The 14,862-nt window shown below is 67.6% G+C and carries 10 protein-coding genes; 2 read left to right on the top strand and 8 right to left on the bottom strand.

All coding sequences use genetic code 11. The features are described from left to right. Positions 1 to 12 precede the first annotated feature (12 nt). From DIE04_RS15890 to DIE04_RS15870, 5 genes are all read right to left on the bottom strand, one after another. Positions 13 to 2,466 (bottom strand): fimbria/pilus outer membrane usher protein, encoded by a 2,454-nt coding sequence (locus tag DIE04_RS15890; RefSeq protein WP_124573124.1) that lies wholly within the window; start codon positions 2,464 to 2,466, stop codon positions 13 to 15. A gap of 118 nt (positions 2,467 to 2,584) precedes the next feature. Further along, positions 2,585 to 3,097: a fimbrial protein gene (locus DIE04_RS15885; RefSeq protein WP_044843588.1), complete on the bottom strand. Its 513-nt coding sequence runs from the start codon at positions 3,095 to 3,097 to the stop codon at positions 2,585 to 2,587. Between the two features lie 864 nt (positions 3,098 to 3,961). Next, positions 3,962 to 5,425 carry an efflux transporter outer membrane subunit gene (locus tag DIE04_RS15880; RefSeq protein ID WP_124522198.1) on the bottom strand — a complete coding sequence of 488 codons (1,464 nt, stop codon included), beginning with the start codon at positions 5,423 to 5,425 and terminating at the stop codon, positions 3,962 to 3,964. After that, a complete protein-coding gene (locus tag DIE04_RS15875; RefSeq protein ID WP_124522200.1) occupies positions 5,422 to 8,559 on the bottom strand; it encodes a multidrug efflux RND transporter permease subunit in 3,138 nt (1,045 codons plus the stop codon). Before DIE04_RS15875 ends, DIE04_RS15880 begins: the two co-directional genes overlap by 4 nt. 19 nt (positions 8,560 to 8,578) lie before the next feature. Continuing rightward, on the bottom strand, positions 8,579 to 9,781 hold the full coding sequence (locus DIE04_RS15870) for a MexX/AxyX family multidrug efflux RND transporter periplasmic adaptor subunit (RefSeq protein ID WP_124573115.1): 1,203 nt from the start codon (positions 9,779 to 9,781) through the stop codon (positions 8,579 to 8,581). A 151-nt stretch (positions 9,782 to 9,932) separates the two neighbouring features. Between DIE04_RS15870 and DIE04_RS15865 the strand changes: the two genes are divergently transcribed. Together DIE04_RS15865 and DIE04_RS15860 are read left to right on the top strand one after the other, a co-directional pair. After that, a complete protein-coding gene (locus tag DIE04_RS15865) occupies positions 9,933 to 10,580 on the top strand; it encodes a TetR family transcriptional regulator (protein WP_124485531.1) in 648 nt (215 codons plus the stop codon). Between the two features lie 330 nt (positions 10,581 to 10,910). After that, positions 10,911 to 12,188, top strand: coding sequence for a M23 family metallopeptidase (locus DIE04_RS15860; RefSeq protein WP_124485532.1), 1,278 nt, complete (start codon positions 10,911 to 10,913; stop codon positions 12,186 to 12,188). Between the two features lie 165 nt (positions 12,189 to 12,353). On the opposite strand, the gene DIE04_RS15855 is transcribed toward DIE04_RS15860, so the two are convergent. The 3 genes from DIE04_RS15855 to DIE04_RS15845 all read right to left on the bottom strand — a co-directional run bounded on the left by DIE04_RS15855 (position 12,354) and on the right by DIE04_RS15845 (position 14,723). Continuing rightward, entirely contained in the window at positions 12,354 to 13,079 is a 726-nt protein-coding gene (locus tag DIE04_RS15855; RefSeq protein ID WP_124485533.1) for an amino acid ABC transporter permease, read from the bottom strand. Positions 13,080 to 13,081: 2 nt separating this feature from the next. Next, positions 13,082 to 13,804: an amino acid ABC transporter permease gene (locus tag DIE04_RS15850; RefSeq protein ID WP_124522206.1), complete on the bottom strand. Its 723-nt coding sequence runs from the start codon at positions 13,802 to 13,804 to the stop codon at positions 13,082 to 13,084. A 103-nt stretch (positions 13,805 to 13,907) separates the two neighbouring features. Next, positions 13,908 to 14,723 carry an ABC transporter substrate-binding protein gene (locus DIE04_RS15845; protein ID WP_124522207.1) on the bottom strand — a complete coding sequence of 272 codons (816 nt, stop codon included), beginning with the start codon at positions 14,721 to 14,723 and terminating at the stop codon, positions 13,908 to 13,910. Positions 14,724 to 14,862 lie beyond the last annotated feature (139 nt).

The raw sequence follows: 14,862 nt of genomic DNA, 5'->3' as shown, positions 1-14,862 counted from the left end.
GGATCCGTGAAATCATCGTTCGATCCGTGCGGCCGCTGCGTGCGACTCGCCGGATGCCTGGCACGTCACCGGAATCGGCGTGCCTTCGAGTTGAAGCTGGTTCGGCAGCACGTCCACCGTGCACAGCGTGCGTTCGCCCGCGCGCACCGCGAGCGCCGATTTCGGCTGAACCTGGGTCAGGAACGCCGCGCCGCCCTCGCCGACGATGCCGAGCTCCTTGCCGTTCGCCGCGTCCTGCACCGATGCGCCGAACGGCAGCGGCTTGCCGGCCGCGTCGGTCAGCGTCAGGTACAGGTTGCTGCCGCGCGCCGCCGAAAACCTGACGAAGCCGATCGCGCCGTCGGTCAGCACCATGCGCTGGATCGGGTTCGATACCTGCACCTCGAGCGGCAGCTTCTCGACGTTGACGGTCGCGTCGTACACGTTGTACGGCGAGATCCCGTCGAGCACCGCATAGCCGCGCGAGTCGGTGTGCGTGAGCGTGCCGGACAGCGGCACGTCGCGCACGCCGTCGGTCGAGACCAGGAGGCGCGTATCGCCCGCGTTGCCGTTCGCGTGTGCGGCGAGCCCGTACTGCGTCGCGACGAGCGAGCCGTCGACCTCGAGCGACGCGGCCGCATACGCGTTCGCGACCGTCGACGCCTGTGCGGTCAACTGGACCGTCGACGTGCGCTGGCGGAAACTCGCGTTCGCCGATGCGCGGCCGTCGGTCGCGCCCGCGTTGACCTGGTAGGTGCGGCCGTCCGGATCGTCGTAGATGTAGCCTGCGTTCGCGCTCGTGCTGCCGTTGCCCGTCGTCAGGTTCGACGTGACCGTGTGACGACCGCCGATCGGCAGCGTCGCGGTCACCGAGAACTGGTTGCCGCTCGTGCCCGCGCTTTGCGTACGGAACGCCGACAGGCTGACGTTCAGGTTGCGCAGCGCACCGATCGAGAACGCACGCGTCAACGTGAGGCCGATGCGCTGCTCGGACGAGCGCGCCCAGTAAGTCGTCTGGTCGTACGAAAAATAGGTCGACGTGTCGCCGAAGCGCTTCGACAGCGTCGCCGAATAGCGCTGCTTGCTGTTGGCGAGGCCGTATGCGGTCGGGTCGCCCGAGAACTGCGCGAAGTTCGTGTATTCGCGCTCGGAAAAGCGGTAGCCGAAAAAGCGCACGTCGGCATCGAGCGTGTCGAAATGCTTCGAATAGTTGATCCGGTACGAGTTGCCGTTGCGCGTCGCGCCGTTCCACCACAGGCGCGCACGCGCATGCGTGACATCGGCCGAGACTGCGCCGAACGTGCCGAAATCGCGGCCGACACCGAGCGCGATCGACGTATAGCCCGACGCGGCGATGAAGCCGCCGTACACGGTGAAATCCAGCGGCAGGCCGTACGCCGCTTCACCGAAACCGAAGAACGGCGTCATGCCGGCGCCACCGAACTGCCGCGGCTTGCCGACCGCGGCCTTGTAGCGCAGCTGTCCGGTGCGCGCGAGAAACGGCACGGCGGCCGTCGTCACCTGGAAGCGCTGCACGCTGCCGTCTTCTTCCTCGACTGCGACGTCGAGCGTGCCCTGCACGCTCGTGTTGATGTTCTGCAGCGCGAATGCGCCCGGCGACACGCGCGTCACGTACAGCACGCGGCCCGCCTGCGAGACGGTCACGGTCGCGTTGGTGCGCGCGACGCCCGCGATCAGCGGCGCATAGCCGCGCAGCGAAGGCGGCAGCATGCGGTCGTCGCTGCGGATCGACGCGCCGGTCAGCGCGAACGTGTCGAAAATGTCCGAACTCAGGTAGTCGTCGCCGAACGTCACCGTCGACTGGATCGACGGCAGCGCACGAAATGCGTAAAGCCGGCTGAAGCGGAACGTGCGATCCGCGTACGCGCTGCTGCCCGCGTTCGACTGCGCCTGGTAGTCGCCGCGAAAGCGCCACGCGTCCCAGTTCGCGCCGATCGTTCCGTAGGCCTGGATCGAATTCGTCTGCTCGCCGCCCGAACCGAAGTTGCGGTTCGTGTTCGCGATCACGCGATAGTCGAGCATCGCGCCCGGAATCCCTTCGGACCAGCGCTCCGGCGGCAGGTAGTTCGAATCGGTGAATTCGAGCGCGGCCTGCGGAATCGTGATCTTGAGCCGACCGTCGCTCTTCAGGTAACGCACGGTGGCGCCCTCGATCGCGCCGAGATCGACGCAGCGACCGCCCTGGAAGCGCGGCAGGTCCTTCGCGAGCGACGGCTTCAGCCCGAACTGCGCGACGAGTTCCGGAGGCAGGCACGGCTTGCCAGCGCCGGACGGGTCGAGCGCGATGAACTGGATCGCCTGCAGCCCGTAGAACAGGTCGTTGACCTGCACGTCGAGCATGTATTCGCCCGGCAGCGTGAAGTCGGCCTGCGCGAACTGCGACAGGTCGACGTTGTTCGAGCCGTCGATGTCGAGGAACGACGAATTGAATTCCGTCGCATGGCTCTGGCTGCCGACCACCAGCACGGAGACGCAAAGGAAGGAATGTCTGATTCGCACGCGGTGCTACCGGAAGTCCGAGAAAAACTGGGCAGGAAAACAGGCAGGAGAAGGGGTGCGCGCACCCCTCCCCCGTGACGGCCGCTTACTGGTAGCGAACCGTGAAGTTCGCGACGCCGTCGGCCGTACCCGGCGTCACGTCGGCTGCCGTCGCTTCGTAGCGTGCAGCGAAGCGCACGGTGTTGTTGCCGTTCTGCAGCAGGGTTGCAGCGGCCTGTTCGACGCCGTTGTCGAGGTCTTCGCCCGTTGCGCCCTGTACGCGGATGCCGACGTTGGTTGCCGAGCCGATCGTGGCGAGCAGCTTCGGCTGGGCCGCGTTCGACGTACCCGTGAACGTGAAGAATGCGTTCTTCGAGATGCTGGTGTCGCAGTCGGTCAGGACGATGTCGAACTTGACCGGCTCGGACTTGTCGCCGGCCTTCTTGAACGTGTGGGTCGGCACCTTGCCGAGGTTCACGGTCTGGTTGACCGAACCCGAGTCGATACCGCACGCGCCCGCGACGATCTCGCCCGTGAAGTTGATCGTGCCGGTGCCGGCTGCGAAGGCCGAGGTGGACAGGGCTGCGAGTGCGACAGCGGCCAGGAGGGATTTTTTCATGACGTTTTCCGTGAGAATTGCAAAGGGAATGGACGACGTGGCGGATACAAAAGGCAGCGTGTGGTTGGCTTCCGTCCGTCACGAGGCGGCATTATCGAGATATGAATGAAAGAATTCTGTAAAGCATTGTCAAATCGCAAATGACAATCTTCGCCTTGCGTACTTTCAAACCCACTGTTTCCTTGAAATTCTCAATCACGATATTTTCATCCGCAGTCCTTTTTGATTTTCTAGAACCGACTGAAAATTAAAGACATTTCCTTTTTGGGATCGCTTATTCCCCGCCCTCCCTTGCTGGATATGGCTTCGACGGATTACCAATCAAAAATGCCAAAATTCTGTCCGATCCTGCCATCGTTGCCCGACCGCAACGAATGCATTCATCGATTTTCAACTGAGAGGAAATTAACGGCCGATTTTCGGTGTTGCGGATTTCTCGCGCAAACGATTGCGCAATCCGCACAAACGTTTTACCGCGACATTTCGTCACCCGTCATTATTCCCGATACAAGAATCAATTGAATCGTCAACCCGGGATTAAAAGCCGCATGTAATGCCGTGCGCCGTCTCGGCATTCGGCGTACATGCGCGACGACGCGCACGCGACGTTTCGGTGCCCTGGATGGAATCGAAAAAGGAGGAAGTCCGGCACGCTCGGGGCCGTGTGACGACACGATCGGTCGCCAGGATGCGTGACGGGTTGAAGGCGCGCTTCAGCTCGACAGCGGGGAGAAACTACGTGGATGACGACGACGCGCGGATGCGTTCATCGTCGATCGGTGCCGATGGCCGGATGGACGCCACACCGGCCGGGGTGGCGACGACACATCGCAATGCGCGATCGCCACCCGCACGGCTAGCGAATCACGCGGCGGCCTCCCCGGCTGACGCCGGCGTCCAGCCGCCGCCCAGTGCGCGATACAGCGCAATCGCATTCGCGAGCCTCAGTTCCTTGAGCCGGATCAGTTCCTGTCCCGACTCGTACGTGCTGCGCTGCGCGTCGAGCAGTTCGAGATACGTCGCGACGCCGCCCGCATAGCGGCGCTCGGCGAGCTTCAGCCGCGCGCCGTCGGCCGCGTACACGTCCTGCTGCGCGGCAAGCTGGCGATCGATCCAGTCGCGCGCGGCGAACGCGTCGGCCACTTCGCGAAACGCGGTCTGCACGGTCTTCTCGTATTCGGCGACCGCGATGTGCTTGCGCGCGGTCGCGACGTCGAGATTCGCGCGATTGCGGCCGCCCGCGAAGATCGGCAGCGTGATGCGCGGCGCGAACGTCCACACGCTCGTGCCGCCCGCGAACAGGCTCGAGAACGCGTCGCTGACCGAGCCGTAGTCGGTCGTCAGCGCGACGCGCGGGAAGAACGCCGCGCGCGCGGCGCCGATCTGCGCGTTCGCGGCCTTGAGCCGCGACTCGGCCTGCCGGATGTCCGGCCGCCGCTCGAGCAGCGCGCTCGGCGCGCCGGGTGCCACCGGCGCGACCGCGAGCGCGTCGAGCGCGGTGCCGTCGGCCGGCACCGTGCGCGCGAAATCGCCGGCAAGCAACTGCAGCGCGCGCACCGACTGCGCGTGTTCGCGCTGCAGCGCGGCCTGCGACGCACGTGCGGACGCGACCAGCATCTCGGCCGAGCGCAGCTCGATCGCATCGCTCGTGCCGGCCGCATAGCGGCGCTGCGTGAGCGCGGCGATGCGCTCGCGTGCGTCGAGGGTGTGCTGCGCCAGCGCCAGTTGTGCGTGCAACGACCGTTCGGAAACGTACGCGCCGGCGACTTCGGCAATCACGCCGATGCGCACCGTGCGCTGCGCGTCGGCCGTCGCGAAATACTCGGCGAGCGCCGCATCCGACAGGTTGCGCACGCGGCCGAACAGGTCGAGCTCGTACGCGCTGATACCCACGCCGGCGCGATACAGCCCGCTCACCGCGCTCTCGCGCACGACCGGGTCGTACTGGCGCGTGCGCTCGTAGCCGAGGTTCGCGTCGAGCGACGGCATCAGGTCCGCACGCTGCACGCCGTACAGCGCGCGCGCTTCGTCGAGCCGGCCGGCCGCGATCCGCAGGTCGCGATTGTTCGCGAGCGCCGCGTCGATCCAGGCCTGCAGCGCCGGGTCGGTGAAATATGCGCGCCAGTCGTCGAGCAGCGCGGCATCGGCAGGCGCCGCGACCGACGCCGGCTGCGTGCCGCCGTCGACCGGCGCATAGCTGGCCGGCACCGGCGCCGCCGGCCGCTCGTAGCGCGGCGCGAGCGAGCAGCCGGCGAGCGCGAACGCGAGTGCCGCGGCCAGCGCGACCGGGGCCCGCGGCGTCGAGCGCGCCTTCAGGTGAAACGTCATTGCGCACCCTCCATCGTCGCCGGCCGCGACCCGCCGCGCCGGCGCGGGCCGACGTCGAACAGGCGGCCGACGATCACGAAAAACAGCGGGACGAGGAATACCGCGAGCACCGTCGCCGTGATCACGCCGCCGAGCACGCCGGTGCCGATCGCCATCTGCGCGCCGGACGCGGCGCCCGATGCGAACGTGAGCGGCAGCACGCCGACGCCGAATGCGAGCGACGTCATCACGATCGGCCGCAGCCGCAGGCGCGCGGCCTCGAGCGCCGCGTCGACGAGCGACATGCGCTGCGCGACCAGGTCCTTCGCGACTTCGACGATCAGGATCGCGTTCTTCGCGGACAACCCGATCGTCGCGATCAGCCCCACCTTGAAGTAGATGTCGTTCGGCATCGCGCGCAGCGTTACGCCGAGCACCGCGCCGATCACGCCGAGCGGCACGACCAGCATCACCGCGAACGGGATCGACCAGCTCTCGTACAGCGCCGCGAGCGCGAGAAACACGACGAGCACCGACAGCGCGAACAGCATCGGCGCCTGTGCGCCCGACAGCCGCTCCTCGAACGACTGCCCCGACCACGCGTAGCCGATGCCGGCCGGCAGTTTCGCGGCGAGCCGCTCGATCGCGGCCATCGCTTCGCCGCTGCTGTGTCCCGGCGCGGCCGAGCCGTTGATCGTGAACGACGGATAGCCGTTGTAGCGCGTGAGCTGCGGCGGCCCGAGCGTCCAGTGCAGCGTCGCGAACGCCGCGAGCGGCACCATCTCGCCGCGCGCGTTGCGCACGCGCAGCTTCTGCACATCGTCCGGATCGAGCCGGTGCCGCCCGTCGGCCTGCACGATCACGCGGCGCACCTGCGTGCCGTGCATGAAGTCGCCGATATAGTCGGAGCCGAACATCACCGCGAGCGTCGTGTTGATCTCGTCCATCGACACGCCGAGCGCCGACGCCTTGGCACGATCGATGTCGAGCTTGAGCTGCGGCGCGTCCTGCGTGCCGGCGAACATCAGGTCGGTGAGCGCCGGATCCTTGCCGCCCGCCGCGAGCAGTTGCTCGCGCGCGGCGCTGAACGCCGCATGGTCGAGCCCGCCGCGGTTCTGCAGCCGGAAGTCGAAGCCGCCCGTCGAACCGAGATCGGGCAGCGCCGGCGAGTTCATCGCGAACACCGTGGTGTTCGCCGTGCCCGCGAAGCGCGCGTTGATGCGCGCGACGATCGCCTGCACGTGATCGCGCCCGGCCTTGCGCTCCTTCCAGTTCTTCAGCGTGACGAAGATCATCCCGCCGTTCGGCCCCTCGCCGTACAGGTTGAAGCCGCCGAGCGCGAACGTGTACGCGGCCGGCTCGTCGCGACGAATGTACGATTCGACCTCGCGCACGCTCTGCATCGTTTCCGCTAGCGGCGTGCCCTGCGGCCGGATCACCATCACCATGAAGTTGCCCTGGTCCTCGTCGGGCAGGAACGCGCTCGGCAGTTGCGTGAGCATCAGCGCGGCCGCCGCGGTCAGCGCACCGTACACGACCAGCCAGCGCAGCGGCTTGTTCAGCATCGCGCCGACGCGCGTCGCATAGCGCTGCGTCGAGCGCGCGACGAAGCGGTTGAACCAGCCGAAGAAACCGCGCTTTTCGTGATGGTCGCCGGATACCGGCTTGAGCAGCGTCGCGCACAACGCGGGCGTCAGCGACAGCGCGAGAAACGCCGAGAAGCCGATCGAGACCGCGAGCGCCAGCGCGAACTGCCGGTAGATGTTGCCCACCGCGCCGCCGAAGAACGCCATCGGCACGAACACCGACGTCAGCACGACCGTGATGCCGACGATCGCGCCGCTGATCTGCTGCATCGCCTTGACGGTCGCGTCGTAGGGCCCGAGCCCTTCCTCGACCATCAGTCGCTCGACGTTCTCGACGACGACGATCGCATCGTCGACGAGGATGCCGATCGCGAGCACCATCCCGAACATCGTCAGCACGTTGATCGAGAAGCCGGCCGCATGCATCACGCCGAACGTGCCCGCGAGCGCGACCGGCACGACGAGCGTGGGGATCAGCGTCGCGCGCAGGTTCTGCATGAACAGGAACATCACGAGGAACACCAGCACGCCGGCCTCGACGAGCGTCGTGACGACCTTGTTCATCGACACGCGCACGAACGACGACGTCTCGTACGGGATCTGGTATTTCACGCCCGGCGAGAAGTAGGCGGACAGCGCGTCCATCGCCGCGCGCACGCGCTGCTCGGTGGCCACCGCGTTCGAGCCGGGCGCGAGCTTGATGCCCATGCCCGTGGCGACCTTGCCGTTCACGTACGACGGATAGTTGTAGTCGTTGCCGCCGAACTCGATGCGCGCGACGTCGCGCAGATAGAGCGCGGCGCCGTCCGGCTGCGTGCGCAGCGCGATCGCGCCGAAGTCGGCCGGCGTCTTCAGCGGCGCGTCGGCGAACACCGTCGCCGCGATCGGCGCGCTGTCCGGCACCGCGCTGCGGCCGATGTCGCCGACCGTCACGCGCGCGTTGTGCGCACGCACGGCCGACGCGATGTCCGACGCGGTGAGGCCGTGCCCGGCCATCTTCACCGGGTCGGGCCAGATCCGCATCGCGTATTCGGCGCCCCAGAACTGCACCCGGCCGACGCCGTCGACGCGGCGCAGCGCCTGCACGACGTTCGCCGACGCGTATTCGCCGAGCTGCACGTCGCTCATCCGGCCGTCGTCGGACGTCAGCGACACGACGAGCTGGATGTTGTCCGCGGCCTTCTCGACCTGGATGCCGTCGCGCCGCACGGGTTCGGGCAGCCGCGCCTCGACCGTCTTCAGCCGGTTCTGCACTTCGACGGCCGCGAGATCGGCGTTGACGCCCTGCTTGAACGTCAGGTAGAGCGATGCCATCCCGGCGCTGCTCGTCGCGGACGTATACAGCAGCCCCGGCGCGCCGTTCATCTCGCGCTCGATCAGCGCGGTCACCGATTCCTCGACGACCTGCGCGGACGCACCCGGATACGTCGCATAGATGCTGACGACGGGCGGCGCGATGTCCGGATACTGCGCGACGGGCAGCGCGCGAATCGCGAACACGCCGCCGAGCATGATGAAGAGTGCGATCACCCACGCGAAGACGGGGCGATTGATGAAGAAACGTGCCATGTTGGTCTATGTGAACCGGTCAGGTTTGACGGGCGGCCGCCGGTGATGCGGCCTTCGCCGACGAGGCCTTCGTCGGCGAGGCCTGCTCGACGGGCTTGACGGTGGTATCCGGCGCGAACTGCGCGGCGTTGTCGACGATCACGCGCTCGCCGCCCGCGAGACCGCGCGTGATGCGCCAGTCGCGGCCGCTCATCCGGTCGGCGGCGACTTCGACGTCCTTCACCTTGCCGTTCTCGTCGACCACGCGCACCGATGTGCGATCGGCCGTGCGCAGCAGCGCATCGCGCGGCACGAGGATCGCGCGCTGGTCGACGGCCGCGTCGAGCGCGATCCGCACATACGCGCCCGGCAGCAGTTCGCGCTCGGGATTCGGGAACAGCGCGCGCATCGCGACGGTATCGGTGGTCGGATCGACCGCGAGATCGCTGAACAGCAGCTTGCCCTTCAGCGGATACGCGGTGCCGTCGGCGCGCAGCAGCGTCACCGTGACGTCGTGCTGCGCGATGCCCGTCGCGCGCCCGCTCTTCACCGCGCGGCGCAGTGCGTCGACGTCGGCCGCCGGCTGCGAGAAATTCACGTAGATCGGGTCGAGCTGCTCGACGGTCGTGAGCGGCGTCGCCTGGTCCTGGCCGACGAGCGCGCCTTCGGTCACGAGCGCGCGCCGGGCGCGGCCGGAAATCGGCGCGGTGACGGTCGCATAGTCGAGCTGCAGTTGCGCGCGGGCGAGCTCGGCCTGCGCGGACGCGACGTCGGCCTTCGCCTGCGTGTCGCCCGCGACGGCCTCGGTGTGATCGCGCTCGCTGACCGCGCGGTCGCGCACCAGGTCGTCGTAACGGCGGCGCTTGTCGCTCGCCGCGAGCGCGGCGGCCTGCGCCTTCGCGAGCGCCCCTCTCGCTGCGTCGCGCGCGGCCTTCAGCGGTGCGGGGTCGATGCGGAACAGCACCGCGCCCTGCTCCACTTCCTGGCCTTCCTCGTAAGTCCGCGCGGTGACGATGCCCGCGACCCGCGCGCGCACTTCCGCCTGCCGATATGCGTCGAGCCGGCCCGGCAATTCGACGGTCATCGGCACGGCCGTCGGACGCACCGTCACGACCGTCGCGTTCTGGATGGCCTCCGGCGCCTTGTCCCGTTCGCCCTTTCCGCAGCCGGTCGCGGCCAGCACGGCCGCGAGCGCGAACGACGCCAGCCGCAGGCGGCGCCCCAGGGAGCGTTTGTTATTCATGTGCTGACCTCGGATCGTTCGCCGCCGATACAATGCGGCGGCTCAGGGTGGCCGATTATAATCAGTCACGACTGATTAAATACAGGCGGTCGTCATCCGGCCGCCATACTGTCTCAATAAAACGACAGCGAACTGTAAGGAAATTCACGACATGGCCCGCAAGACCCGGGAAGAATCGCTCGCCATCAAGCACCGGATCCTCGACGCCGCCGAGCTCGTGCTGCTCGAAAAAGGCGTCGCGCAAACCGCGATGGCGGACCTCGCCGAGGCCGCCGGAATGTCGCGGGGCGCCGTGTACGGCCATTACCGCAACAAGATGGAAGTGTGTCTCGCGATGTGCGACCGCGCATTCGCGCGTACGTCGGAAGGGTTCGACGCGGTCGACAGCCTGCCCGCGTTCGCCACGCTGCGCCGCGCGGCATCGCATTACCTGCGGCAATGCGGCGAGCCGGGCGCGATGCAGCGCGTGCTCGTGATCCTCTATACGAAATGCGAGCAGAGCGAGGAGAACGGCGCGTTGCAGCGCCGCCGCATGCTGCTCGAGCTGCAGATGCTGCGCATCACCAAGGCGCTGCTGCGCCGCGCGATCGCGGCCGGCGAACTGGCCGCCGATCTCGACGTGCATCTCGCGGCCGTCCATCTCGTGTCGCTGCTCGAAGGCGTGTTCGCATCGATGATCTGGACCAACCGCTTGCGCGGCAATCTGTGGAACGACGCGGAAGCGATGCTCGACGCCGGCTTCGACGCGGTCAGGACATCCGCCGCGCTGCGCGTGCGCGCGCAAAAATTTCCTGTCTGACGAAAAGCCGCGCAATAAATGCTGATTTAACCCGATTTACCGCAGTGCGAAACGAATGAGCCGACCCTCTTTAAAATTTTTAACGTTTCGCGGAACATCGGTAGACTGACGCTGTCATCTTTCTTTAGCGTCTTCGTGATAAACCGGGTTCGACCCGGAAAGGTCACGCCGCCGTTCGAAGCGGGCCTGCCCGCGAGTTGGGTCGAACGGAAACGACACAGGCCCCTGGCGGGGCCTGTTTTGTTGCACGCCCGTCGCCCGCCCCGTCGTCACCCGACGGATCTGCCGCCGATGGTTCCCGCCCACACCTCTTTGAACCGCTTTTCCTGGATGTGGACACCTTTGGTCAAGCCTGCCGCAATTCCTGATGCTTTCGCGCCCGGGCGCGCGCAGCGCCTCGTGCGCGCGCTCGTGCCGGCCGCCGTGCTCGGCGCCCTCGCCGCCTTCGGTCTCGCCGCCGCGCTGCCGGCCGTCTCGCAACTGCCGGGCGCCGTCGACTCGGGCACGGCCGCGCTGCCGCAGCGCGTGCTGTCCGACACGCCGTTTCCCACCGCGCAGCATTTCGTGACGAGCGAACTCGCGCGCACGATCGGCGAGCGCAACGAACGCGACGAACGCCCCGACCGCAACCTGCAGCCGGGCCTGTTCGCGCCGCTCAGCGCGCACCGCAACGACATGCTCGGCTATACGAGCCTGTTCCAGCTCGCGCCGCCCGAGCAGCAGCACGGAATGCGCGCGGGCGACATCGAACTCACGCTGTCCGATACGCTGAACCGTCTCGACGTGCCGCCCGAAGTGCGCATCCAGCTCGGCGATCTCGTCACCGGCAAGGTCGCGCTGCGCGCTGGCGCGCAGCGCGGCGACTACTACCGCATCGCGTACGACACCAACAACGGCACGCCGCACCTCACCGCGCTCGAGCTGCGCGTCGCGGGCCGCACGTTCGGGGCGATCTGGTTCCGCGCGCCGGGCGCCGACCACGGCGCGTACTACACGCTCGACGGCGCGCCGCTCGAAGCGGCCGCGTTCACGATGCCGGTCAAGTGGACGCGCATCAGCTCGTTCTTCGGCGAGCGCGTCCACCCGCTGTCGCAGGCGATGGCATTCCATACCGGCGTCGACCTCGCCGCACCGTCCGGCACGCCCGTCAATGCGGCGGCCGACGGCATCGTGTCGTTCGTCGGAACCGATCCGGGCGGCTACGGCCACTACGTGATCGTCGATCACGCCGACGGTTATTCGACCTACTACGCGCATTTGTCCGCGTTCGCGCGCGGGCTGAAGACCGGCGAAACCGTCAAGCAGGGCCAGCGCATCGGCTCGGTCGGGATGACCGGCGCGGCCACCGGTCCGCACCTGCATTTCGAAGTGCGCGTCGCGAACGACCCGGTCGATCCGCTCGTCACGCTCGCGAGCGCGCAGACGGGGCTGTCCGACATGCAGCTCACCGCGTTCCGCCAGGAAGCGGCGCAATGGCGCTTCCGCCTCGCGTCGATCAGTACGACGCCGTTTGCATTCGCGCAGAGCGACGGCCCGCTGTGGGGCGATTTCGCGACCGGTCCGTCGACGCTGCGTTCGGTGTTCGATACGCACTACAGCGCGTCCTGACGCTGACGCGCTGAAGTGCTGAAGTTCTCAAGCACCGAAGTTCTGAAGCACCTTCACGCCCGTCGCCGCTCGCTCGGCGACGACGCGGCCCGCTGCGGATAGCCGCACGCTCTCACCTTCATCACCGGAAACGCGCCGCATGCATCGCACGCGGCGCGCACGCCGTCACCGCACCTGTTCCGTGCGTTCAGCCGCAGCCCGCGCGATGCGCTCCGCGCGAGGACGACGCGACAGCAACCAGCGCGCCGCACCGTCGAGCGACGTGCACAGCACCAGATAAATCGCCGCGACGAACAGGAAGATCGGCGCCGGATACACCATCAGCCGGTTGTTCACCTGCGTCGCGACGAACGACAGTTCCGGCACGCCGACGATATACGCGAGCGACGTGTCCTTCACGAGCGCGACCCACTGGTTGACGAACGACGGCGTCATGATCCGGATCGCCTGCGGCAGCAGCACGTAGCGCACGGTCTGCCAGCGCGTGAGCCCGAGCGACAGCCCCGCCTGCCACTGCCCGTCGCCGGCCGCGACGATGCCCGCATGCACCGCATGCGCGAGATACGCGCCGCCGATCAGCGCCAGCGCGCACACGACCGTCGCGAGCCCCGGCACGTCCATGTGCAGCAGCATCGGCATCAGGAAGTACGTCCAGAAGATCAGCATCAGCACCGGAATCGCGCGAAAGAAGCCGATGAACGCGAGCAGCAGCACGCGCAGCGGGCCGCGCGCGAGCGCCATCGCGACACCGAGCGCCACGCCCAGCACCGCCGATGCGATGGCCGACGCGATCGCCAGCACGAGCGACAGCGCGGCGCCGCCGAGCGGGCCATCCGGGAATGCGCCGACGAGCAGGTACGGCAGGTTGTCGAGCAGCAGCGAGAGATCCATCGTCAACGCCCCGCCCCGAGCCGGTCGCGCCATTGCGTGGCCGCGTAGGCACCGGCCTCGATCGCGGCCACCGCGGCGACGTACAGCACGGTCGCGACACCGAAGGCGGCAAAGGTCTTGAACGTCTCCGTCTCGACCTGCCGCGACGCGTACGACAGCTCGGCGACACCGATCGCCATCGCGAGCGACGAGTTCTTCACGAGATTCATGTATTGGCCGAACAACGGCGGCAGCGCGATGCGCACGGCCTGCGGCAGCACGACGTAGCGCAGCGACTGCATCGGCGTGAGGCCGAGCGCCGCGGCCGCATCATGCTGCGCACGGCGCACGCCGCGCAGCCCGGCTTCGCATTCCTCGGCGACGAACGCGGCCGTGTACGCGCTCAACCCGAACCAGCCCGCGACGAACTCGAACGACGGCCATGCGAGCGTGAACGGGCCCGCGCTCAGCTGATGGCGCGCGTTCAGCCATGCGACCCATGTGTCGGGCAGCAACGACGCGACGCCGAAATACCAGAACAGCAACTGCACGAGCAACGGCGTGTTGCGGAACGCGACGACATAGCCGGCCGCGAGCGTGCGCGGCGCCGTTCCGCGCGCATGCCGCATGACGGCGAGCAGCAGTCCGCCGACCGTCGCGGCGAGCGCCGACGCGGCCGCGAGGCCGAGCGTCAGCAGGAAGCCCTGCCAGAGCCAGGACAGATATTTGGGAGCCAAGCCGAGCATGGTGGTGCGGGCGCGAAGCAAGCGATCAGGAGAAACGAAAAACGCCGCGATCCCCGCGCACCGGCACGACCGATGGCGGAGCGCGGCGCGTCCTGCATGCGACTCAGGTCTTGTCGCCGATGCGGAAGATGCGCGTGAGCGGCGTCTTCGTCGTCGGACCGAACCACGCGTCGTAGATCTGGCCCGCGCGGCCATTCGCCTCGAGCCCCTTGAGCGTGTCGTTGACGAAGCCGAGCAGGCGCGTCTCGCCCTTCGGCACGCCGACGCCCATGTAGTCGTTGGAGATCGTGAATGCCGGGATCTCGTAGTTCTGCTTGTCGGGCACGTTCGCGAGCAGGCCGATCAGCTTCGGCCCGTCCTGCGTGATCGCCTGCACGTTGCCGGCGCGCAGCGCGGCGAATGCGAACGGCGTGTCGTCGTACGCGACGATCGTCGCCTTCGGGAATTTCTCGCGCAGCGTGATCTCGTTCGTCGTGCCCTTGTCCGCGCCGACGCGCAAGCCGTTCAGCTGGTCGGCCGATTTCAGCACGCCCTTCTTCGCGAGAAACTGCTGGCCCGACGAGAAATAAGGGATGCTGAAGTCGACCTGCTTCGCGCGCTCGTCGGTGATCGTGAAGTTCGCGAGCACCAGGTCGACCTTGCCGGAGGTCAGGAACGGAATGCGGTTCGCGGGATTGGTCGGCTGCAGCTGCAGCTTCACGCCGAGCTTGTCGGCCAGCGCCTTCGCATAGTCGACGTCGAGGCCGACGATGTGATTGCTCTTGCCGTCGACATAGCCGAACGGCGGATTGCTGTCGAAGGTCGCGACGCGCAGCACGCCGGCCTTCCTGATGTCGTCGAGGCGGTCCGCGTGCGCGACCGTGCCGGCCGCGACGAGTGCGGCCCCGACGAGCCACGTAGCGAGAGTGTGGAGTTTCATGAGCACGACCTGATTTGTTATGAAGGCCGGCGCGGATCGCGCGGCGGCCGGTTCGAGGAACATCGCGACGCTGTGTGTCGTCGCGAAGCCGCTAACGTATCAGCGCGTGCGGCGATTCCGAACCAACAAATGGTGCTTT

This window comes from Burkholderia sp. Bp8994 (assembly GCF_003853805.1).
Classification (GTDB): Bacteria; Pseudomonadota; Gammaproteobacteria; order Burkholderiales; family Burkholderiaceae; genus Burkholderia.
Note: the sequence above shows the minus strand (reverse complement) of the source record. Positions and strands in the feature narration are given on the sequence as shown.

Coding starts and splice junctions, on each gene's coding strand:
- DIE04_RS15850 (WP_124522206.1), bottom strand. CDS start 13,804: ATGCTCGGCTTGGCTCCCAAATATCTGTCCTGGCTCTGGCAGGGCTTC.
- DIE04_RS15855 (WP_124485533.1), bottom strand. CDS start 13,079: ATGGATCTCTCGCTGCTGCTCGACAACCTGCCGTACCTGCTCGTCGGC.
- DIE04_RS15870 (WP_124573115.1), bottom strand. CDS start 9,781: ATGAATAACAAACGCTCCCTGGGGCGCCGCCTGCGGCTGGCGTCGTTC.
- DIE04_RS15875 (WP_124522200.1), bottom strand. CDS start 8,559: ATGGCACGTTTCTTCATCAATCGCCCCGTCTTCGCGTGGGTGATCGCA.
- DIE04_RS15845 (WP_124522207.1), bottom strand. CDS start 14,723: ATGAAACTCCACACTCTCGCTACGTGGCTCGTCGGGGCCGCACTCGTC.
- DIE04_RS15865 (WP_124485531.1), top strand. CDS start 9,933: ATGGCCCGCAAGACCCGGGAAGAATCGCTCGCCATCAAGCACCGGATC.
- DIE04_RS15885 (WP_044843588.1), bottom strand. CDS start 3,097: ATGAAAAAATCCCTCCTGGCCGCTGTCGCACTCGCAGCCCTGTCCACC.
- DIE04_RS15860 (WP_124485532.1), top strand. CDS start 10,911: ATGTGGACACCTTTGGTCAAGCCTGCCGCAATTCCTGATGCTTTCGCG.
- DIE04_RS15880 (WP_124522198.1), bottom strand. CDS start 5,425: ATGACGTTTCACCTGAAGGCGCGCTCGACGCCGCGGGCCCCGGTCGCG.